Origin of the sequence: Allobosea sp. OAE752 (assembly GCF_050433265.1) — a bacterium.
Classification (GTDB): Bacteria; Pseudomonadota; Alphaproteobacteria; order Rhizobiales; family Beijerinckiaceae; genus Allobosea; species Allobosea spartocytisi.
Genome location: NZ_JBNPXO010000007.1, coordinates 251,280 through 270,806, shown reverse-complemented (window position 1 = coordinate 270,806; position 19,527 = coordinate 251,280). Strand labels below are relative to the sequence as shown.

General features: G+C 68.3%; 20 protein-coding genes. 7 read left to right on the top strand and 13 right to left on the bottom strand.

The window, feature by feature from the left end; translation table 11 throughout:
• Window positions 1-240 precede the first annotated feature (240 nt).
• From GGC47_RS19535 to GGC47_RS19520, 4 genes are all read right to left on the bottom strand, one after another.
• A complete protein-coding gene (locus GGC47_RS19535; RefSeq protein ID WP_142023386.1) occupies window positions 241-756 on the bottom strand; it encodes an OsmC family protein in 516 nt (171 codons plus the stop codon).
• A 97-nt stretch (window positions 757-853) separates the two neighbouring features.
• Window positions 854-1,636, bottom strand: a complete 783-nt coding sequence (locus GGC47_RS19530; RefSeq protein WP_142023385.1) for an ABC transporter ATP-binding protein — start codon at window positions 1,634-1,636, stop codon at window positions 854-856.
• Window positions 1,637-1,648: 12 nt separating this feature from the next.
• The gene (locus GGC47_RS19525) at window positions 1,649-2,482 is read right to left on the bottom strand and encodes an ABC transporter permease (RefSeq protein WP_142023384.1); all 834 of its coding nucleotides are present in this window, start codon (window positions 2,480-2,482) and stop codon (window positions 1,649-1,651) included.
• A 16-nt stretch (window positions 2,483-2,498) separates the two neighbouring features.
• The gene (locus tag GGC47_RS19520) at window positions 2,499-3,458 is read right to left on the bottom strand and encodes an aliphatic sulfonate ABC transporter substrate-binding protein (RefSeq protein WP_142023383.1); all 960 of its coding nucleotides are present in this window, start codon (window positions 3,456-3,458) and stop codon (window positions 2,499-2,501) included.
• 309 nt (window positions 3,459-3,767) lie between these two features.
• On the opposite strand from GGC47_RS19520, the gene GGC47_RS19515 reads away from it, so the two are divergent.
• The 3 genes from GGC47_RS19515 (at window position 3,768) to GGC47_RS19505 (ending at window position 7,877) form a co-directional block, all read left to right on the top strand.
• Window positions 3,768-6,533: a [protein-PII] uridylyltransferase gene (locus GGC47_RS19515; protein WP_429068604.1), complete on the top strand. Its 2,766-nt coding sequence runs from the start codon at window positions 3,768-3,770 to the stop codon at window positions 6,531-6,533.
• A 120-nt stretch (window positions 6,534-6,653) separates the two neighbouring features.
• Window positions 6,654-7,253 (top strand): nucleotide exchange factor GrpE, encoded by a 600-nt coding sequence (gene grpE / locus GGC47_RS19510; protein WP_038357764.1) that lies wholly within the window; start codon window positions 6,654-6,656, stop codon window positions 7,251-7,253.
• A 3-nt stretch (window positions 7,254-7,256) separates the two neighbouring features.
• Window positions 7,257-7,877 carry a trimeric intracellular cation channel family protein gene (locus GGC47_RS19505; protein ID WP_142023381.1) on the top strand — a complete coding sequence of 207 codons (621 nt, stop codon included), beginning with the start codon at window positions 7,257-7,259 and terminating at the stop codon, window positions 7,875-7,877.
• A gap of 75 nt (window positions 7,878-7,952) precedes the next feature.
• Here GGC47_RS19505 and GGC47_RS19500 read toward each other — a convergent pair whose 3' ends face one another.
• The 3 genes from GGC47_RS19500 to GGC47_RS19490 all read right to left on the bottom strand — a co-directional run bounded on the left by GGC47_RS19500 (window position 7,953) and on the right by GGC47_RS19490 (window position 10,595).
• Window positions 7,953-8,573, bottom strand: coding sequence for an alpha-ketoglutarate-dependent dioxygenase AlkB family protein (locus GGC47_RS19500; protein WP_112764818.1), 621 nt, complete (start codon window positions 8,571-8,573; stop codon window positions 7,953-7,955).
• Between the two features lie 20 nt (window positions 8,574-8,593).
• Window positions 8,594-9,400, bottom strand: a complete 807-nt coding sequence (gene dapB, locus GGC47_RS19495) for a 4-hydroxy-tetrahydrodipicolinate reductase (protein ID WP_133565878.1) — start codon at window positions 9,398-9,400, stop codon at window positions 8,594-8,596.
• Window positions 9,401-9,605: 205 nt separating this feature from the next.
• Window positions 9,606-10,595, bottom strand: coding sequence for a Tim44 domain-containing protein (locus tag GGC47_RS19490; protein ID WP_112764817.1), 990 nt, complete (start codon window positions 10,593-10,595; stop codon window positions 9,606-9,608).
• Between the two features lie 230 nt (window positions 10,596-10,825).
• Between GGC47_RS19490 and GGC47_RS19485 the strand changes: the two genes are divergently transcribed.
• Entirely contained in the window at window positions 10,826-11,086 is a 261-nt protein-coding gene (locus tag GGC47_RS19485) for a hypothetical protein (protein ID WP_038357755.1), read from the top strand.
• Between the two features lie 624 nt (window positions 11,087-11,710).
• The gene (locus GGC47_RS19480; RefSeq protein WP_429068602.1) at window positions 11,711-12,856 is read left to right on the top strand and encodes an extensin-like domain-containing protein; all 1,146 of its coding nucleotides are present in this window, start codon (window positions 11,711-11,713) and stop codon (window positions 12,854-12,856) included.
• A 158-nt stretch (window positions 12,857-13,014) separates the two neighbouring features.
• Here the strand turns inward: GGC47_RS19480 and mepA are convergent, their stop codons facing one another.
• On the bottom strand, window positions 13,015-13,962 hold the full coding sequence (gene mepA / locus GGC47_RS19475) for a penicillin-insensitive murein endopeptidase (protein WP_429068601.1): 948 nt from the start codon (window positions 13,960-13,962) through the stop codon (window positions 13,015-13,017).
• 114 nt (window positions 13,963-14,076) lie between these two features.
• Between mepA and GGC47_RS19470 the strand changes: the two genes are divergently transcribed.
• Both GGC47_RS19470 and GGC47_RS19465 read left to right on the top strand, forming a co-directional pair.
• Complete coding sequence (locus GGC47_RS19470; protein WP_133565860.1) at window positions 14,077-15,057, top strand: Bug family tripartite tricarboxylate transporter substrate binding protein; 981 nt, start codon at window positions 14,077-14,079, stop codon at window positions 15,055-15,057.
• Between the two features lie 76 nt (window positions 15,058-15,133).
• Window positions 15,134-15,307 (top strand): DUF3309 family protein, encoded by a 174-nt coding sequence (locus GGC47_RS19465; protein WP_081925034.1) that lies wholly within the window; start codon window positions 15,134-15,136, stop codon window positions 15,305-15,307.
• 19 nt (window positions 15,308-15,326) lie between these two features.
• Here the strand turns inward: GGC47_RS19465 and lhpI are convergent, their stop codons facing one another.
• The 5 genes from lhpI to GGC47_RS19440 form a co-directional block, all read right to left on the bottom strand.
• Window positions 15,327-16,283, bottom strand: a complete 957-nt coding sequence (gene lhpI / locus GGC47_RS19460; protein ID WP_112764813.1) for a bifunctional Delta(1)-pyrroline-2-carboxylate/Delta(1)-piperideine-2-carboxylate reductase — start codon at window positions 16,281-16,283, stop codon at window positions 15,327-15,329.
• A gap of 95 nt (window positions 16,284-16,378) precedes the next feature.
• Complete coding sequence (locus GGC47_RS19455) at window positions 16,379-16,774, bottom strand: LapA family protein (protein WP_248311050.1); 396 nt, start codon at window positions 16,772-16,774, stop codon at window positions 16,379-16,381.
• 91 nt (window positions 16,775-16,865) lie between these two features.
• Entirely contained in the window at window positions 16,866-17,150 is a 285-nt protein-coding gene (ihfB, locus tag GGC47_RS19450; RefSeq protein ID WP_038357749.1) for an integration host factor subunit beta, read from the bottom strand.
• A gap of 28 nt (window positions 17,151-17,178) precedes the next feature.
• Window positions 17,179-18,150 (bottom strand): signal peptide peptidase SppA, encoded by a 972-nt coding sequence (gene sppA / locus GGC47_RS19445; protein WP_113252864.1) that lies wholly within the window; start codon window positions 18,148-18,150, stop codon window positions 17,179-17,181.
• A gap of 62 nt (window positions 18,151-18,212) precedes the next feature.
• Window positions 18,213-19,502, bottom strand: coding sequence for an Hsp70 family protein (locus GGC47_RS19440; RefSeq protein WP_142023377.1), 1,290 nt, complete (start codon window positions 19,500-19,502; stop codon window positions 18,213-18,215).
• Between the last annotated feature and the right edge of the window lie 25 nt (window positions 19,503-19,527).

The following is a 19,527-nucleotide window of genomic DNA, read 5'->3' as shown; positions in this document are numbered from 1 at the left end:
CGCGGCTGCGCCAGCTCGCCGAGGCCGCCTTCGTCCAGTCCCGGACCGCCCCAGCCCCCCGCAAGGTCGCCAATGGCCGCGCCATCGACACCGGATGGGAAGAGTTCTGAGGGAGCCCGGCCTTCAAGGCGCTCCGTCACAAACACAAACGGCGCCGAAAGGCGCCGTTTTCTTTTTCTTTATGCGTCAATGGCCTGCCCGACCGAGACCTGGCGCGCCCGAAAGCGCTCCAGGCGGTGCTCAGACGGCTTTTCGGTCCAGCACCGCCGACAATTCCGGCTTCACGTTGAGCGTCTGGAAGACGACGCAGTAGCGCTCGGTGAGCTTCAGCAGCGTGTCGAGCTTCTCCTGCGGCGCGTCGGTCTCGACGTCGAAGGAGAGGCGAATCGCCTTGAAACCGACGGGCGCATCCTTGACGACGCCGAGCGTGCCGCGGAAGTCGAGATCGCCCTCGGCCCGCACCACGCCCTTCTTCAGCTCGATCTCGAGCGCCGTCGCGACGGCCTTCAACGTCACGCCGGCGCAGGCGACCAGCGCCTCGAGCAGCATGTCGCCGGAGCAGAGCTCGGCCCCGGAGCCGCCGGTCGCGGGATGCAGGCCGGCCAGCGCGATGGCGCGGCCGGTCTCGACCTTGCAGGCGATGTGCTGGTCGTCGAGCTCGCCATGGGCCTTGAGCGTGACGATCGCCGCCTCGGGGTTGCTCCGGTATTCGTCCTTGAGGGGAGCCTGCAAGGCGCGCAGCGCGGTGACGTCCATGGAACCGACCCTCTCGTTCAGACTGTGAAATCGCGTCATGCGGCTGATAGGACGAAGCCGCGGCCAATGCCAGAGATGGCAGCGCGCCGCAGCCGGGCTACCACCACATGCCGGCGGTCTCGGCCGCCTTCTCCTGATGCGGCGCCTCGTGGCGCAGCGAGCGGTCGAGCGCGCGCAACGCCTCGCGCTTCGTCGCCTCGAAGGCCGGAGAGAGCCGGTCACGCGGCCGGGCGAGCGGGTTGTCGAGCTCGTCGAAGAGCCGGCCGGGATGCGGCTGCATCACCACGATGCGGTCGGCGAGCGTCACCGCCTCCTCGACATCATGCGTGACCATCAGGACGGTCGGCCGGCTCTCCTGCCAGAGCGCCAGCAGATGGCCGTGCAGGCTTGCCCGCGTCGTCGCGTCGAGGGCCGAGAAGGGCTCGTCCATCAGCAGCAGCTTCGGCCGGGTGACGAGGGCGCGGGCGATGGCGACGCGCTGCTGCTGGCCGCCGGAGAGCTCGCGCGGCCAACGCTTCTCATGGCCGGCGAGGCCGACGCGGACCAGCGCATTGGTCACCAGCCCTTCCCGCTCGAAGGCGGAGAGATGCGACAGGCCGAAGCCGACATTCTCCGCGACGCTGAGCCAGGGGAAGAGCCGCGGCTCCTGGAAGATGACGCCGACATCGGCGCGGGGCTCGGCGACGGTCTCGCCATTGAGCCGGATCGCTCCGGCGCTCGGCGTGTCGAGCCCTGCGACGAGCCTGAGCAAGGTCGTCTTGCCGCAGCCCGAGCCGCCGAGCAAAGCGACGATCTCGCCGCGCCCGACTTCGAGGTCGATCGCCGAGAGGGCATGGGTGCCGTCGGCATAGGTTTTGGACAGCCGGTCGAAACTCAGCACGGGGTTAAGCCTTCAGAGCTTGTCGCGCGCCGTATCCTGCCAGGCGAGGAAGGGCCGCGTGATGGCGACGAGGAGGCCGTCAGCCAGCTTGCCGAGCACGGCGAAGCTGATGATGGCCGCGATGATGGTGTCGGGGCGACCGAGCTGCTGGCCGTCCACGAGCAGGTAACCCAGCCCCTCGCTCGCCCCCATGATCTCGGCCGCGACCACGAACATGAAGCCGAGGCCGAGGCCCGAGCGCAGCGCAGTGATCCAGTCCGGCAGGATCGCCGGCAGCAGGACGCGCCTGACCATGGCGAGCCGCGAAAGGCGGAAGACCCGGCCGACCTCGACGATCTTGCGGTCGATGCCCTGGATCGCGGCGGCGACGCCGAGATAGACCGGGAAGAAGACGCCGACCGCGATCAGCGCGACCTTCGAGGCCTCGAAGATGCCGAGCCAGAGGATGAAGAGCGGCACCCAGGCGATGGAAGGGATGGCCCGCAGCGCCTGCAAGGTTGGATCGAGCAGGCGGCGCGCAACCGGCAGGGCGCCGGTCAGCGCGCCCAGGACCGTGCCCGCCAGCGCCCCGAGCCCGAAACCCGCCGCGACGCGCGAGAGTGTTGCCGTCGCATGGGTCAGGAGCTCGCCGGAGGCGGCCAGATCCCGGAGCGTGCGGCCGATGACGCTGGGTGGAGGCATCAGCCGACCATTGGCGATGCCTGCCGCCACCAACCCTTCCCAGAGCAGGGCCAGCAGCACTGGCAGCACGAAGCCGAGAAGAACGAGGCTGGAACGGCGCGGCTTGCGGCCGCCCTGCCGCTCCTGCCGGACCGTCCCAGCCGCTTCGGCCTCCACCGCGCTCATCGGGCCGGGCCGCGCCTCAGTTGGTCGCGAGGAAGCCGCGATCGATCAACGAGTCGACCGCCGCCTTCACATCGGTCGCGGCCGGCAGGACGCCGGCGTCCTTCAGCGCGATGCCGGCGGCGGTGATGCTGTCGATCTGCGCCTGCCCGATGGCGGAATGGGTGAGATCCGTGCGGGTGAGCTGGCGCTCGATCACCGGCTCGGAGAGCTTGGTGTAATCGACCAGGATCTTCTTGAGCTCGGCGGGGTTGGCGAGCGCGTAGCGGCGTGCCTCCTCATAGGCGGCGATGACCTTGCGCACGAGCGCCGGGTTCTCCGCAGCGAAAGCCTCGCGGGTATTGAGGATGCCCCAGGTGTTGTCCTCGGGCTTGCGGTAGAACAGCTTGGCGCCGCTCTCGACCTCGGCCGCCGCCATCAGCGGGTCGAGCCCGGCCCAGGCATCGACATCGCCGCGCTCCAGCGCGAGGCGGCCATCGGCGTGCTGGAGCAGGACGAGCTTGACGTCCTTCTCGGTCAGCTTGGCATCGGCCAGCGCCCGGACAAGGAAGATGTGAGGATCGGTGCCGCGCGTGACCGCGACGCGCTTGCCCTTGAGGTCGGCGACCTTGGTGATCTCGCTCTTGGCGCCGGTGACGAGGGCGGTCCATTCGGGCCGCGAATAGACATAGATCGACTTGATCGGGTTTCCGTTGATCTTGCCGATCAGCGCGGCGGCGCCGGCGGTCGAGCCGAAATCGATCGAGCCGGCATTGAGGAATTCGAGCGCCTTGTTGGAGCCGGCCGAGAAGACCCAGCGGACCTTGATGCCGTCGGCCTCCAGCGCCTTTTCCAGCGTCCCGCGCTCCTTGAGCACGAGGCTCACGGGGTTATAGGTCGCGTAATCCAGGCGGATCTCCTTGGGCTGCGCCAAGGCGGGAGTGGCGAGCGCGGCGACCGCCAGGGCGGCGAGCGCAAGACGGCGGGTGATGCTGGTCATCGGATGATCCCTCTTTTGTCGACGATGCGAGGGATCGGGCGCTCATCGCCCCTCCCAACGCTTTAGCTGCACTTGTTTCGCGCCCGCAAGCTGATGGCTCAAATCGGCGCGTATCCTTTTCTTAGGTCCAATCGTTCTGTATGTCAAACAACACAAACCTGCATGGTCTTCCGCAAAATTCACGGAAATCCACGTATATTTTAAGCGTTCCTGCGCAGCGCGCCGTCATGATAGGAACAGACTTCACAGCGAGACCCTGCTGCCGTGTCAGCCGCCCACGACAAGCCCGCCCTTCCGCTTCCCGAGATGCTGCAAGATCCCGAGGCCGGCGTCACCCGCCTGCTGGCTTCGGCACGTCGGCGCGACAAGGCCGAAAAGCGCCAGCTCCTCGTCGGCGCGCTGCGCCAGCTCCTCGACGACGGCCACGCCTCGGCCCGCGCCATTCTCGAAGGGCCGCGCAGCGGGCTCGCCTGCGCGCACCGGCTGTCCGCGGTGATGGATGCGGTCGTCATCGCGCTGCACAAGGCTGCGACGGGCTATTTCTATCCGGCCGACAACCCCTCGCAATCCGAGCGCATCGCGGTCGCCGCCGTCGGCGGCTATGGCCGCGGCACGCTGGCGCCGGGCTCGGATGTCGACCTGCTCTTCCTGTTCCCGCACAAGCAGACCGCCTGGGGCGAGAGCGTGGTCGAGTCCATGCTCTACCCGCTCTGGGACCTGAAGCTGAAGACCGGCCATTCGGTCCGCTCGGTCGACGACTGCATCCGCGAAGCGCGTGCCGACATGACGATCCGCACGGCGCTGCTGGAAGCGCGCTTCCTCAGCGGCGACAGGGCGCTGTTCGACGAGATGGTCCGGCGCTTCGACGCCGAGGTGGTCGAGGGCACGGCCGCGGCCTTCACCGAGGCGAAGCTCGCCGAGCGCGAGACGCGGGTGCAGCGCGCCGGCACCTCGCGCTATCTGGTCGAGCCCAACGTCAAGGATGGCAAGGGCGGCTTGCGCGACCTCAACACGCTGTTCTGGATCGCGAAATACGCCTACCGCGTGAAGGATGTGCGCGAGCTCGTCGCGGCGGGCCTGTTCGACACGCAGGAATTGCAGATGTTCGAGCGCTCGGAGGAGTTCCTCTGGCGCGTGCGCTGCTGGCTGCACTTCATCACCGGACGGGCGGAGGAGCGGCTCTCCTTCGACCTGCAGCGGCAGGTGGCGGCGGCCATCGGCTATGCCGGCCGCAGCGGCCAGGCACCGGTCGAGCGCTTCATGAAGGCCTATTTCCTCGTCGCCAAGGATGTCGGCGACCTCACCGCCATCGTCTGCGCGGCGCTGGAGGCGCGCCAGCAGAAGCCGCGCGCGACGCTCTCGCGCCTGCTCGGCTCCTTCACCAAGCGCAAGCGCGTGCGCGCCCTCGGCCACACCGATTTCACCCTGAAGGGCCAGCGCCTCGCCGTCATCGACGACAGCGCCTTCGAGCGCGACCCGGTCAACCTGCTCCGGCTCTACCAGATCGCCAGCCGCGAGGACCTCGCCATCCATCCCGATACGAGCCGGCTGGTGACGCAGTCGCTCAGGCTGATCACCTCCGGGCTGCGCCACGACCCCGAGGCCAACCGCATCTTCCTGGAAATCCTCACCGCGCGGCGCTCGCCGGAGGTGGTGCTGCGGCGCATGAACGAGTCCGGGCTGCTCGGCCGCTTCGTCCCGGATTTCGGCCGGGTGGTGGCGATGATGCAGTTCAACATGTACCACCACTACACGGTGGACGAGCACCTGATCCGCGCCATCGGCGTGCTGGCCGAGATCGATTCCGGCACGCTCGAGGCCGAGCACCCGCTCGCGAACGAGATCATGCCGACGGTCGCCAACCGGCGGGCGCTCTATGTCGCCCTGTTCCTGCACGACATCGCCAAGGGCCGGCCGGAGGACCATTCGCTCGCCGGCGCACGCATCGCCCGCAAGCTCGGCCCGCGCCTCGGGCTGACGCCGGGCCAGACCGAGACCGTCGCCTGGCTGGTCGAGCACCATCTCGACATGTCGACGGTGGCGCAGAGCCGCGACCTCGGCGATCCGAAGACGATCGAGAGCTTCGCGGCCACGGTGCAGACGCTGGAACGATTGAAGCTCCTGCTGATCCTCACCGTCGCCGACATCAAGGCGGTCGGTCCCGGCGTCTGGAACGGCTGGAAGGGCCAGCTCCTGCGCACGCTCTATTACGAGACCGAGCTCGTCTTGACCGGCGGCCATTCGGCGGTCGAGCGCAAGGCCCGTGTCGGCCGCAAGCAGGACGAGTTGCGGCAGCGGCTCTCCGACTGGAGCGAGGCCGAGCGCGAGGCCTATATCGCGCGCCACTACCCGCCCTACTGGATCAAGGTCGATCTCGCCGACCAGGAGAAGCACGCACGCTTCCTCAGCGAGGCGGAGAAGGCCGGCCGCACCACCGCGACCGTGGTCGAGACCGACCAGTTCCGCGGCGTGACCGAGCTCACCGTACTCGCGCCCGACCATCCGCGCCTTCTGGCCATCGTCACCGGCGCCTGCGCTGCGGCCGGCGGCAACATCGTCGACGCGCAGATCTTCACCACCACGGACGGGCTCGCGCTCGACACCATCTCCGTCTCGCGCGCCTTCGACCGCGACGACGACGAGTTGCGCCGGGCCGGGCGGATCGCGGCGGCGATCGAACGGGCCTTGAAGGGCGAGATCAAGATCGCCGATCTCGTCGCGCAGCGCCGCGCGCCGCCGCCGCGCGGCCAGACCTTCCAGCTCGCGCCGGAGATCGTCATCGACAACGTGCTGTCCAGCCGCCACACGGTGCTGGAGGTCTCCGGGCTCGACCGGCCGGGCCTGCTCTACGACCTCACCACCGCGATCGGGAAGCTCAACCTCAACATCGCCTCCGCCCATATCGCGACCTTCGGCGAGAAGGCGGTCGACGTTTTCTACGTCACCGACCTGACCAATGCGAAGATCGTCTCGACCGCGCGCCAGCTCGCGATCCGCAAGAGCTTGCTGGAGGTGTTCGAGTTCGAGGGGGGCAAGGCGGCGTCGGCCAGGACGAAAGTCCCGGCGCGCGCTTGATTTGGGCCGCCATAAGCCCGATATCGGCCACGAACGCGGCCGCGTTTCCGGGGAAACCCGCCAGGCCCGGCGACGGGCGGCACGGCCAGCCAGATTGATGGATGGGAATTGGAACAGGCAATGACGCGCAACCCTGCGACGGAAGACCCGAACCTCGAAGCCGCGACCGACGCTCCCGAGCAGGCTCAGGCCACCGAAGGGGGCAACGAGGCCCAGATCGCGGCGCTCCAGAACGAGCGCGACGACCTCAAGGACAAGCTGCTGCGCACGCTCGCCGAGATGGAGAACCTGCGCCGTCGCACCGAGCGCGAGATCGCCGATGCGAAGGCCTATGCGGCGACGAGCTTCGCCCGCGACATGCTCGGCTCCTCGGACAATCTGCGCCGGGCGCTCGAGAGCGTGCCGGACACTGCGCGCGACGCCGCCGACGCCACGCTCAAGGCACTCTATGACGGCGTCGAGCTGACCGAGCGCGAGCTGCTGAAGACGCTGGAGCGTCACGGCGTGCGCAAGATCGACCCGCTGGGCGAGAAGTTCGACCCGCACCTGCATCAGGCGATGTTCGAGGCGCCCGATCCGGCCACGCCCAAGGGCATGGTCTCCAAGGTGGTCCAGGTCGGCTACAAGATCGGCGAGCGCGTGCTGCGCCCTGCCCTCGTCGGCATCTCGGCCGGCGGCCCCAAGGCCGAGCAGGGCGGCGACAAGCCCACGAGTCACTGATCGATGTTCGAGGGCGCCGGCGTCGCCATCTTCGCGCTGACCGGAGCCCTCGTCGCCGCCCGCAAGGGCATGGACCCCTTAGGCTTCATCCTGCTCGCGACCGTCACCGGCGTCGGCGGCGGCACGCTGCGGGAGCTGCTGCTCGGCCATAGCGCGCGCTGGGTGCACGATCCAACCAGCGTGATCATCTGCACCGTGGTGGCGATCGGCGCCTGGGCGCTGGCCTATCTGCGCCCAGGCATTATCGAGGGCTGGAGCGGGCGCAAGCTGCTGCTCTGGAGCGACGCCGCCGGCCTCTCGATGTTCGCCGTCAGCGGGACCCTGATCGGGCTGGAAGCCGGCGCGCCGGTCCTGTCCGCCATCGCGCTCGGTGCCATGACCGCCACCTTCGGCGGCATCCTGCGCGACATCCTCGCCGGCGACCGGCCGATGGTGCTGTGGAGCCGGGAATTCTACGTCACCGCCGCCACGGCCGGCGCGGCGGTGACCGCCTTGCTCCATGGCCTTGGCCTGCCCGTCTATGCCGTGGCTCTCGGCGGGCTGGCGATGGGCTTCGGGCTCAGGGCCGGCTCGCTGCTGCTCGGCTGGTCCTTCCCGAAGCTGCCGGGCGGCACGGGCGAATAAATCCCGTTTGCGATGGGCAGTCCTCCCCCCGAGAAGCCGCGAAGCGGCGTCTCGAAGGACGGGGTCCGATCATCTTCAATCCGGCTTCGTCACGCGCCGCAGCGTCAGGTTGAGGCGCCCTCCCTCGGCCAGCAAGGTCGAGGAGCCCGACAGGACGCGGTCGATGCCGTGATAGGCGAGCCGCGCCGCGCCGCCGAAAACCAGCACATCGCCGGAAGCGAGCTTGAGGGAAGCCGTCTTGCCGCCACGCGTCGTCCCGCCGATGCGGAAGAGCGCGGCATCGCCGAGCGAGATCGAGAGCACCGGCGCGTCGAAATCCTGCTCGTCGCGATCCTGATGCAGCCCCATCTTCGCGCCGGCCGCATAATAGTTGACGAGACAGGCCTCGGGCGGATGGGGATAGCCGGAAAGCTCCTCCCACAACGCCAGCAGCGGTGCCGGCAGCAGCGGCCAAGGCTCCTTCGTCTCGGGATGGAGCGGCTGGTAGCGATAGCCGCTCTCGTCGGAAACCCAGCCGAGCGGGCCGCAATTCGTCATCCTGACCGAAAACGGCTTGCCGGTCTTCGGCATGCGCGGCTGGAAGAGGGGCGCCTGCCTGACCACGGCACGCAATTCGGCCAGGAGAGCGCCCTGCTCCGCGGCCGAGAGCCGGCCCGGCCAGTGGACGACGCCCGGGGCGACGGCGATCCGCGTCATGGCCAGCTCCGGGTCACGAGCTACAGCGTGTCGAGGCCGAGGACATCGGCCATGGAATAGAGGCCGGGCGCCCTGCCCCGGCCCCAGAGCGCCGCCCTGATCGCGCCCTGGGCAAAGAGGCTGCGATCCTCCGCGACATGGGCGAGTTCCAGCCGTTCGCCCGCTCCGGCGAAGATGACCTTGTGATCGCCGACAACGGTGCCGCCGCGCAACGCGGCAAAGCCGATCGTGCCCGGATCACGTGCACCGGTGATGCCGTCACGGGCCGCGACGCGCCGCTCGGCGAGATCGACGGCGCGGCCGGCAGCGGCCGCCTCGCCCAGCAGCACGGCCGTGCCGGAGGGCGCATCGACCTTCATGCGATGGTGCATCTCGACGATCTCGATGTCCCAGTCGGTGCCAAGCGTCGCGGCGACCTTGCGCACCAGCGCCGCCAGCAGATTGACGCCCAGGCTCATATTGCCGGACCGAATGATCGGGATGCGCCGCGCCGTCTCCGCCAACGCCGCGAGATGCGCCGGCTCCAGCCCGGTCGTGCCAACGACGTGCAGGATGCCGGCATCGGCCGCGAGGCGCGCGAAGGCGACGGTCGCCTCCGGCGAGGTGAAATCGAACACGGCATCGCCCTGCGCGAAAGCGGCAGCGGGATCGCCCGTCACGGTCACGCCCAGCGGCGGCAGTCCAGCAAGCGGACCGGCATCGGCGCCCAGGGCCGGCGAGCCCGGACGTTCGACGGCAGCGACCAGGCGGCATCCCTCAGCCTGATCGATGGCCTTGATCAGCATGCGCCCCATGCGCCCGGCGGCGCCGACGACGACGAGACGCATGTCACTCATGGGGCAGGCTCCGAAAGGGCTTCCGGACGGAAGCGGCAAGGCAGGACGACTAACGCAAGACGACCAAGGCGGGACGATTATCGCTATAAGCCGGTTCGTCGCGGCGCGACACCCGAAACCGCGCATGGCCAGGCGCATGCGAAAACGGCCGGGTTGCCCCGGCCGTGATGCGATTTTGTTGCAAGATCGCGGAGGTTCAGGCCGCCTGCTGGATCGCGGAGAGCTTCCACTCACCGCCACGCTCGCGCAGGAAGGTCCAGAACTCCTTGACCTCCTGCGGCGCGGTCGCATTGCCGTCGACGACGCGGCCGCTCTTGCGGTCATAAAGCGCGTTGACCAGGCTGAAGCGCATCGAGACCGTGGCGTAGTCGGTGCTGCCCTCGCGCCAGGCCTCGGACAGGTCACCCTGCAGCAGCTTGACGTCGGAGACCCGGTCGACCACGCCGCGGCGGACGTTCTCGGTCAGATCCTCGTCGAAATAGCCGAACATCTCCGGGGTGACGCGCTGGCGCAGGCCGGCCTCGTCCTCGTTCGAATAGGCGGCGTTGACCTCACCGAGCAGGCGCTCGAAGGCGCTGAAATCGGCACCCTCAAGCTGGATCGGCGTGGTCGCCGGCTGGGCCGCGCCACCGCCGAAACCGCCCATGCGGGCGGCCGCGGGCTGGGCCGCGTCGGGCTGCGCGCCATAGGCCTCGCGGCCATAGGGCGCGCCAGCGCCAGCGAGCTGCGGCTCGGACCGGCGGCGGAAGAAGCGGATGGCCAGCATGATGATGCCGGCGATCAGGCCGATCTGCAGCAAGAAACCGAGGATGCCCGCAAGCGAGGCCAGACCGCCGAAGAAGCCCGAGCCGCTGAGCATTCCGAACAGGCCGGCGCCGAGCAGGCCGGCGCCGATGCCCATCATCATGTTGCGGGCGAAGGACGGACGGGCCGCCTGCGCAGCAGCAGCGCCGGCGCCCATGCCGGGGTTGGCGACGGACGGCGAAGGGGCCGCGCTGCGCTGGAAGGACTGCGCGCCGCCGGGAATCGTATTGGTCGGGGCCGGGGCGCTGTTCGAGAACATCCCGCGGCTACCCGAGCTGCGGCCGCCACCGGGGCGCGCCTCGGCGACCAACGGTACCAGCATCAGGGCTCCAACAACCAGGGCGACGGCACGTCCGCGACGGGCGAGCGAGATCAAAGACATTGTTCCTCCCGGAGCCTCCATGGGCTCGACGGCGCTCAATATGGGAGAGGAACGCGCGCGCCGCAAGATGGATGCTTGTTAACCGGCTGAAAGATCTCACTATTTCAAATCGGTGCATAATCATTCGTCGTGATCACTGGCCTGTGGTAAGGTGTCGCATCGTCCTCTCCGCGGACGAAGGAAAGAGCGCCATGTTCGGACATGAACCGAGGCCTCACCGACATCGCCTGTTGAGCTGGCTCCTGGCGCTGGCCGTCCTGCTGCTGATCACCGAAGCCGCCGCCGCGGGAGAACCGGCCATTCCACTCGACGGCCCGCGCCTCGCCCAGGCACCCGAGCCGCTCTGCTTCTGCTGGAACAACGGCCGCAAGATCGCGGAGGGTTCGTCCTCCTGCATCCGCACCTCGCAGGGCCCGCGCATCGCGGCCTGCAGCCGCGTGACCAATCTGATGTCCTGGCAAGTGACGGAAACACCCTGCCCCGAAAGCTGAGCCTTTCACGCCAGCGATCCCGCGCAGGAGCGATCTTTCAAGCGAGCGATCTTGCGAAACAGAAACGCCGCCGGGACATCTCCCGGCGGCGTCATCGTTTATGGCTCTTGTGGTCCTAGCGACTTCGAGACTGACCCTTGTGTCAGAACGCTCCCAGAACGATTGCCATCATGAAAACGAAGGCCGCACCCATGATCAACCGGTCGAGACGCAGCGTGACAGTCATCACACCCTCCTGTGTCATTGACCTGTCGCAGAAGCTACCAGAACTGGCAGCGGCCGCAAGGGGGCGGCACCGTGGCGGCATGGTGGCGAAGGCTAGATCATGCTTAAACTTGCGTTAAATCCTTGAATAGATTTGGGGATATTTCTGATGCCGGCAGTCGCGCAACCGGCGCCCGGAAAGGCTTCCCAAGTCGTTGCAGCGCTCTTCTCCGGACTCTTCCGCATTGACCTCGGACTGAACGACGCACCGGGTCGGCTGCAGCGCAATCGGCATCCGTTAACGCGGGAAACGCCGGATTAAGTCGGCATTCACCACTCCGCCAAAGTTAATCCGGCTGTGGCGGCCGGGGCGCAGTCGGTTGAGAAACCGTTCACCAAACGCTTCGCATTTGAATGGTCATGCGACGCGTAAAACTCGCCCTCATCGCAGTTGGTCTGGCCGGCGCCGCCGGGCTGGCCGGCTGCGGCAAGTTCCAGAAACCGCAGCGCGCTCCCTGGCGCGATCAGGCGGAAGCCACCTGCATGAGCTCCGGCCAGGTGCAGCTCTCCAGCTATGTCAGCCTACGCGGCAAGGCGATCGACGGGCCGGGCGTCTGCGGCATGCAGCAGCCGCTCAAGGTCACCGCGCTGCAGAACGGCAGCGTCGCCCTGAAGAGCCCGGCCCTGCTCGCCTGCCCGGTCGTGGCAACGACCGACCAGTGGTTCGCCGAGGTCGTGCAGCCGGCCGCGATGAACATCTTCGGCGCGCAGGTGATCGAGATCCGCGCCGGTTCCTATTCCTGCCGCTCCATGAACAACGGCACCTATACGACGGCCACTTCGGAGCATGCCTATGGCAACGCCGTCGACGTGTTCTCCTTCCGGCTGAACGACAACCGCGTCGTCACGGTCAAGGAAGGCTGGCGCGGCTCGCCGGAGGAACAGAACTTCCTGCGCGAGGTCTTCGTCGGCGCCTGCACCTATTTCGGCACGGTCCTCGGGCCGGGCGCCGATCCGATGCATTACGACCACATCCATATCGACCTCGCCCGCCATTCCAAGGGCCGGCACATCTGCAAGCCGATCATCAAATACACGCCGAACTACAACCTGCCGCCGCCGGATCCGGCCCGGACCTATTCCTCGGCGCAAAGCGCACCGGCGACCCAGCGGGACGGCGCTCCCGCCGCCACCGCCTATGCCGGCGGGCCGGCGCTGCGCCGCCCGAACGACGGACTGCGCCCGCCCGGCGCCGTGCAGGGCGGCTATCCGGTCGCCAATAACGGCCAGGGCCAGGACCACAGCCTCGACGCCCAGATGCGGTTCCTCCAGGACTACGACGCACGCCGGCAGCAGGGCGGCGCGCGCTTCCAGCCGCAGCCTTTGCCCAGCGAGGCGCGCGGGCCGCTCACCCTGCCCGGCGCGGTCGAGCCGTCGGAGGAGGTCGTGCTCGGCGATGGCGGAGGTTCCGGCGTCGTCGACCAGCAGGGTTCGGAGGAGGCGCAGCCGATCACGCCGGAGCACGACCCCTTCGCCTACAGCTCAGGGCGCACGACGCGGCGCTGACCTAGGAAAGAATGTCGAGTTTCCGCGGAAATGCGCGGTCATCCCGGGCTTGACCCGGGATCCATGCCGGAGCGCCTACCGGAAAAGTTCTGGCATGGCTCCCGGATCTTCGCTTCGCTGCGTCCGGGATGCTCCGTCGTTCCTCGAGGAACGCGAATTCAGGGCGCCGCCAGAACCTGGCGGCATTCCGGCGGCAGGGCATCGAGCGACATCGGCGGCTTGGGTTTCGGCTTCGGGCCAGGCTTTGGCTTCGGCGGATTGAAGATCGCCTCGCGCTGGCGTTCGACCCAGCCGGTGAGCTCGGCGCCGCAGCCATCGCCGAAATTCGGCGGCTCCTGCGGCACGCAGCTCGCCATGCCGGCCGGGCAGGCCAGCCGGATGTGGAAATGGTAGTTGTGGCCCCAGATCGGCCGAACCTTGTCGAGCCAGCTTTTGTCGGCACCCGCCTCGCGGCAAAGAGCCACCTTCAGGGCCGGATTGACGAAAACGCGCTCCACCCGCGGCTCCGAGGCCACCGCCTTGATCAGGCGAGTATGGGCGGGCGTCCAGGCACGCGGATCGACATCGCGCCAATCGGCCCGGGCCATGTTGACCGCCGGCATGTTCTCGCGCTGCTCCCCGTCGAGCCTGCTCTTCGGCATCGGCGTCAGCCAGATATCGGCATCGAGGCCGATCTGATGCGAGGCATGGCCGGTCAGCATCGGCCCGCCGCGCGGCTGCGACATGTCGCCGACCAGAAGCCCGGACCAGCCGGTGATGCGCGGCACGTCGCGGGCCAGCTTCTCGAGATAGTCGATCAGGGCGGGATGCCCCCAGTTGCGGTTGCGGTTGAGCCGCATCACCTGCCAGCTCGGCCCGTCGAGAGGCAGCGCGGCGCCGCCGGAGAGGCAGCCACGTGCATAGGAGCCGATGGCGCGCGGCGGCAGATGCGCCGGGGTCGCCTTCTGGCCGAAGAGCGAGCGGGCGGCATCCGGCCAGGCGGCGATGTTGGCCGCGCGCGTCTTCGCCTCCTGATCGGCGGTGGACTGGGCCCTGGCCGCGAAGGGCACGAGGCCCGCCATGACGGTGAGGAGGGCGGCGATTCGTTTGGCGTGACGCATCGGCACAGAATCAGCGGCACTGCCCCTGGCGGTCAAGCCGCCGGATGGACAAGAGCGGATGCGGCAGGCAGCCTAGTGGCAAAAGGCGGGGCAACCGCCAGCCGCAACCGGAGGACCCCCATGCCAGAGCTCATAGACCGCCGCGCCCTGCTGGCCGGCACCGGCGCCGCACTGCTTGCATCCGGCGCCGGGCTTGCCCAGCAACCCTGGCCGCAAGGGCGGCAGGTCAAGCTTGTCGTGCCCTTCACGCCCGGCGGGGCGACCGACGTGCTCGGGCGGCTCGCGGCCGACAAGCTCAGCCAGAGCTGGGGCAATGTGGTCGTCGTCGAGAACCGTCCCGGCGCCGGCAGCAATATCGGGATCGAGGCCGTCGCCAAGGCCGAGCCGAACGGCGACACGCTGCTGATCGCCTCGGTCGGGCTCGCCACGAACCGCTATCTCTATGCCAAGGTCAACTACGACCCGGTCAGGGATCTCGCGCCGATCACCATGGTGGCGCTGGTGCCGAACCTGCTCGTGGTGCGCAACGACCTGCCGGTCAAGAACGTCGCCGAGCTCGTCGCCTATGCCAAGGCCAATCCCGGCAAGCTGACCTATGCCTCCTCCGGCGTCGGCACCTCGTTGCATCTCTCGGGCGAGCTGTTCCAGAAGCTCACCGGCACGAAGATGGTGCATGTGCCCTATCGCGGCTCCTCCCAGGCGATCCAGGACCTGATGGGCGGCCGCGTCGACCTGATCTTCGACAACATCACCTCGGCCCTGCCGCAGGCCAAGGGCGGCGCCATTCGCGGGCTCGGCGTCACCACCGCCAAGCGCGCCCCGACGGCGCCGGAATATCCGCCGATCGGCGAGACGGTGCCGGGCTTCGACGTCTCGTCCTGGTTCGCGCTGTTCGCGCCAGCGAAGACGCCCCAGGCGATCATCGACAAGATCCAGGCCGATACCAAGGCCGGCCTCGCCGACCCCGCGCTGCGCGCCAAGATGGACGCACTCGCCGCCGAGCCGGGCGGCTGGACGCCGGCCGAGCTCGCCGCCTTCCTGCAAGCCGAGCTCAAGAAATGGGGCGACCTGATCCAGGAGGCCGGGATCAAGGCCGAATAGAACGGAACAGTTGCGTCATGACCCGGGTTTTCCCCGTCGAACGCGCCTGTCGGGCGCAAACGACAAGGAAAACCTCATGTCCACGCTTCTGATCGTTCTGGTGCTGATCCTGCTGCTTGGCGGGGGCGGCTATTACGGCCATCGCAGCTATGGCCCGGCCGGGCTCGGCGGTGTCGTCGGCCTCGTTCTGGTCGTCGTGCTGATCCTGTGGCTGCTCGGCGCCATCGGCGGCGCTCCCGTCCACGTCTGAGGCCTTTGAACGGCGCCGATCAACTCCGATCGGCGCCATGCTCCCAGACGGCCACCGCCGCCGCCAGATCCTCGAGCGCGACGCCGACCGATTTGAACAGCGTGATGCCGCCGCCCTCGACGCTGCCCTGAACGCGCCCATGGCAGAGATCGGCCAAGGTGCCGGCGACCTTGTCGGCGCTGTAGCTGCCTTCGGCGATCGCGACGGCGACGTCGCCGCCCTCCTCGATCGCCTTGGCGGAATCGACGACGACGCGGGCGCGCTGCAGCGCATCGGCATCGGCCTCGCGCATCTGCATGGTGAAGCCGCCGATCAGGTCGAGATGAGCCTCGCGCTTGAGCCAGTGGCCATGGATCAGCGGCTCGGTCGCGTTGGTGGCGCAGGAGATGATATCGGCGGTGCGGACCTCGCCTTCGAGATCGGTCGTGGCGCGGGCCTCGATTCCGTCCTTCGCGAGTTCGGCGACTACGGCCTCGGCCGCCTCCGGCCGCCGCGCCCAGATCGCGATGTCGGTGAGCGGCCGCACCGAACGATGCGCCTTGATGATGAAGGGGGCGAGCGCGCCGGCACCGACCATCACCATATGGCTGGCCTCCGGATTCGACATGTAGCGCGAGGCCAAAGCGGAGGCTCCCGCAGTGCGCCAGAGCGTCAGCCGGTTTCCGTCCATCACCGCGAGCGGGCGCCCCGTCGTGCCGTCCATCAGCAGATAGGCCCCGAGGACGCCCGGCAGGTTGCGCTTGCCGTTGCCGAAGAAGACCGAGAGGATCTTGGTGCCGATATAGGGCTTTTCAGCCGCCGGACCGCTCCAGGCCGGCATGGTCAGCAGGATCGCGTCGTCCTCGCCGGGCCGTTCGATCGCATATTGCCCGCGCTTGGGCGCGATGACCTCGCTGCGGAAGGCGTCGTCCAGAATGTCGATCAGGGCGGGATAGCTCAGGGCCGCGTCGATTTCGGCCACATCGAAAAGGCGCATCGAGAACTCTTTGCTTTACCGCTTTGTCTGGACGCGAACCGGTATCCGCTTCGCTTGCGAAATGGCCTGCCGCCTCGGATTTTCGGGCCGATGCTTTAGTTCCGCCCGTCGGTCAGGGCAGGCAGCGCCGAATCCGGCACGGCCGAGCGCAGCGCCTGCGTCTCGGAGCGCAGCGCCTCGACCTCGCGGCGGCCACGGCGCGCGGCCTTGCGGTGCTTGCCCTGGGCGAGCCAGGAGGCGAGCCCCCCGACGAGAACGCCGAGGAAGATCGCCGCCAGCACCACGGCGAAGAGCGGCACATCATAGGAGAGCGCCGGCAGATCGCGGCTGAGCGGGTCGAACGAAACGCGCACCGCCCCACGGTTGGCAACCGAAAACAGCACGATCAGCAACGCGACCGGCACCAGAACCAACGCCTTGAAGAAGGCTTTCATCAGCGTCTCCGTGACGGTGCCGCCGGAGCGGCCGGCGGCGCCAGTGCCATCCGGCATTTCCCGGAAACACCGAACACCTCTAGCGCCTTGCTTTATCGCATTGTCTTCAAGCGAGCCGGCGTCCGCTCCGCTCAAATACGCTCGGGGCTCACGCCTTGCCGTTCAGGCGCAGGCGCAGCTCCTTGCCCGTCTTGAAGACGGGCACGAATTTCTCCTCGACCTCGACGGCATCCCCGGTGCGCGGGTTGCGGCCGATGCGGGCCGAGCGCGCCTTGCGGGAAAAGGCGCCAAAGCCGCGCAGCTCCACCCGGTCCCCACGCTCCAGCGCCTTCACGACCTCGTCCAGGATGGCCGAGACGATGTTCTCGATGTCGCGCTGATAGAGATGTGTGTTGCGGTCGGCAATCCGCTGGACGAGTTCCGATTTAATCATCGCTGGAATATAACCATCTGTATCAACATCACTTTTCAGCCGCAGGCTGCCAGAGCGCCAGAGGCTCGTCAAGCCGCAAGCCAACGGGCTGATCCGCCGCCCGCGCAATCGTCGCCGCCAGCCCGTCGAAGCCGGCGAGACGCGCCGCCACCTCTGCGAGGCTCCACAACCCGAAGCTCGACGAGCTGCTGCGCGGGCGCCAGTCGCGCACCTTCAGATCCTTGGCGACCTTCTTCTCGCGCTCAAGCCAGGCGATGCCCTCGCGCTCGCCGCCGAGCTCGTCGATCAGCTTCAGGCCCAGCGCCTGCCGGCCGGAAAAGACGCGTCCATCGGAGGCCGTGCCGAGCTGCGTATCGTTGAGGCTGCGCCGGTCATGCACCATCTGCTTGAACCAGCGATAATTGTCGTCGACCACGCTCTGCAGGGCGGCGCGAGCCTCAGGCGAGGTCGGCTCGAAGCCGTTCGGCGCGGCCTTCAGCGGGCTCGACTTGATCTCCTCGACCTTGACGCCGACCGTGCCCAGAAGCTGGCTGACATTGGGATACTGGAAGAGCACGCCGATCGAGCCGACGAGCGAGGTCTCGCGCGCGACGATGTGGTCGGTGCTCATGGCGGCGATATAGCCACCGGAGGCGGCAAGGCCGCCCACGACCGTCACCATCGGCTTCTTGGCCGCGAGCTCGCGCAGCGCGATGTGCAGCGCCTCGGCGCCGGAGGTGGTGCCGCCCGGGCTGTTGATGTCGAGCACGACGCCCGAGACAGCATTGCTATCGCCGACCGACTTGATCAGGTCGAGCGTGCGGCGATCCCCCGAGATGAAGCCGGAGATGGAGATGCGGGCGATATGGGCGCTCGACAGCGAGGTCGCGCCGTCGCCGCGCCAGGCGAGGCCGCCGATCACCGCAGCCGCGATCACCCCGAGCACCGCCAGCACGCGCCAGAGCGTCAGCTTACGCCTGAGGCTGCGGCGGTCGGCAAGCAGATCGGCATCGGACGCCATCGGGAAACTCCTGTCGGCTGCGGGCCCGTGATGTAGCCCCGTCACGCTGGACGGGCAAGGCGTTACGCCGCGACCGAGGCGCGCGCCCGGTCGAGAGCGAGCAGCGCGAGCCCGCTCGCGACCGAGCGGAAGGCATCGCCGATATGGACCTTCTCGGCGCCGAAGCGCCGGTCGAAGAGCTGCCGCACCGCCGGCACATGCGAGGTGCCGCCGGTCATGAAGACCGCCTCGATCCGCCCCGCCGCGATGCCGGCCTCGGCCAGAGCCCGGTCGAGCGCCGCCTCGATCGCGCCGACATCCTCCGCGATCCAGCGCTCGAAATCGCTCCGGCGGATCCGGCTTTCGATGGTCACGCCCACCTGATTGAAGCGCAGCACCGTCTCCTCCTGCTCCGAGAGCGCGATCTTCGCGGCCGAGACGGCGCGGTAGAGCTCGTAGCCGAGGTCGTATTCGATCACTGTCAGCAGGTCCTCGAGCTTGCCGGGCTCGACCGCCTCGCGGATCAGCGCGTTGAGCTCGGCCATGGTCTCGCGGCTCTTCATCAGCGAGAGCTTGTGCCATTGCGCGAAGGCGGCGTGGTAATGCGCCGGGACCGGCAGCAGCTTGTCGAAGGAGCGGTACTGCGTGCCCTTGCCGAGCGCCGGCGAGACGGCGTGCTCGATGATCCGGTAATCGAAGGTGTCGCCGGCGACGCCGACACCGGCATGGGAGAGCGGGATGGCTTCCAGCCCCGCGCGCTCGCCGGGCTCGAAGCGCATCACCGAGAAGTCGCTGGTGCCGCCGCCGAAATCGGCGACCAGCATGGTCTGCGGCGTCTTCAGATCGCGCGCATACCAATAGGCGGCACCCAGCGGCTCATAGGCGAAATCGACCTGATCCATGCCGGCCTTGCCGTAGGAGCCTTTCAGGCGCCCGAGCGCCAGCTCCTCGTCCGGCCGCTCGCCGGCGAAGACGACGGGGCGGCCCGAGACCAGGGGCAGCGCCGAAGCATCCTCCAGCCCCTCCGTCAGATCGCCGAGGAAGACGCCGATCAGATCTTCAAGCTGGTAGAGCTTGCCGAAGAGCCGCGTCTCCTGGAAGGCGCGGCTGGAAAGATGCGTCTTGAGCGATTGCAGGAAGCGGTGCTCGCTGGTCATGCCCAGCGCCATGTCGAGGGCGTCGGGGCCGCTGACATGGGTGATGCGGGACTGCGGCGGCCGCCCCTCGCGCCAGAACATCAGCGCCGAGCGATAGGCATCGACCGCGCCCTGCTTCGTGGCGAAGGAACGCGTCACGACCGATCCGTCGGCGCCAGCCAGCGCGACGACGCTATTGGTGGTGCCGAAATCGATGCCGATGGCGGCGGGGGTCATAGCGGGCTCCTTTGCGGATGGACAG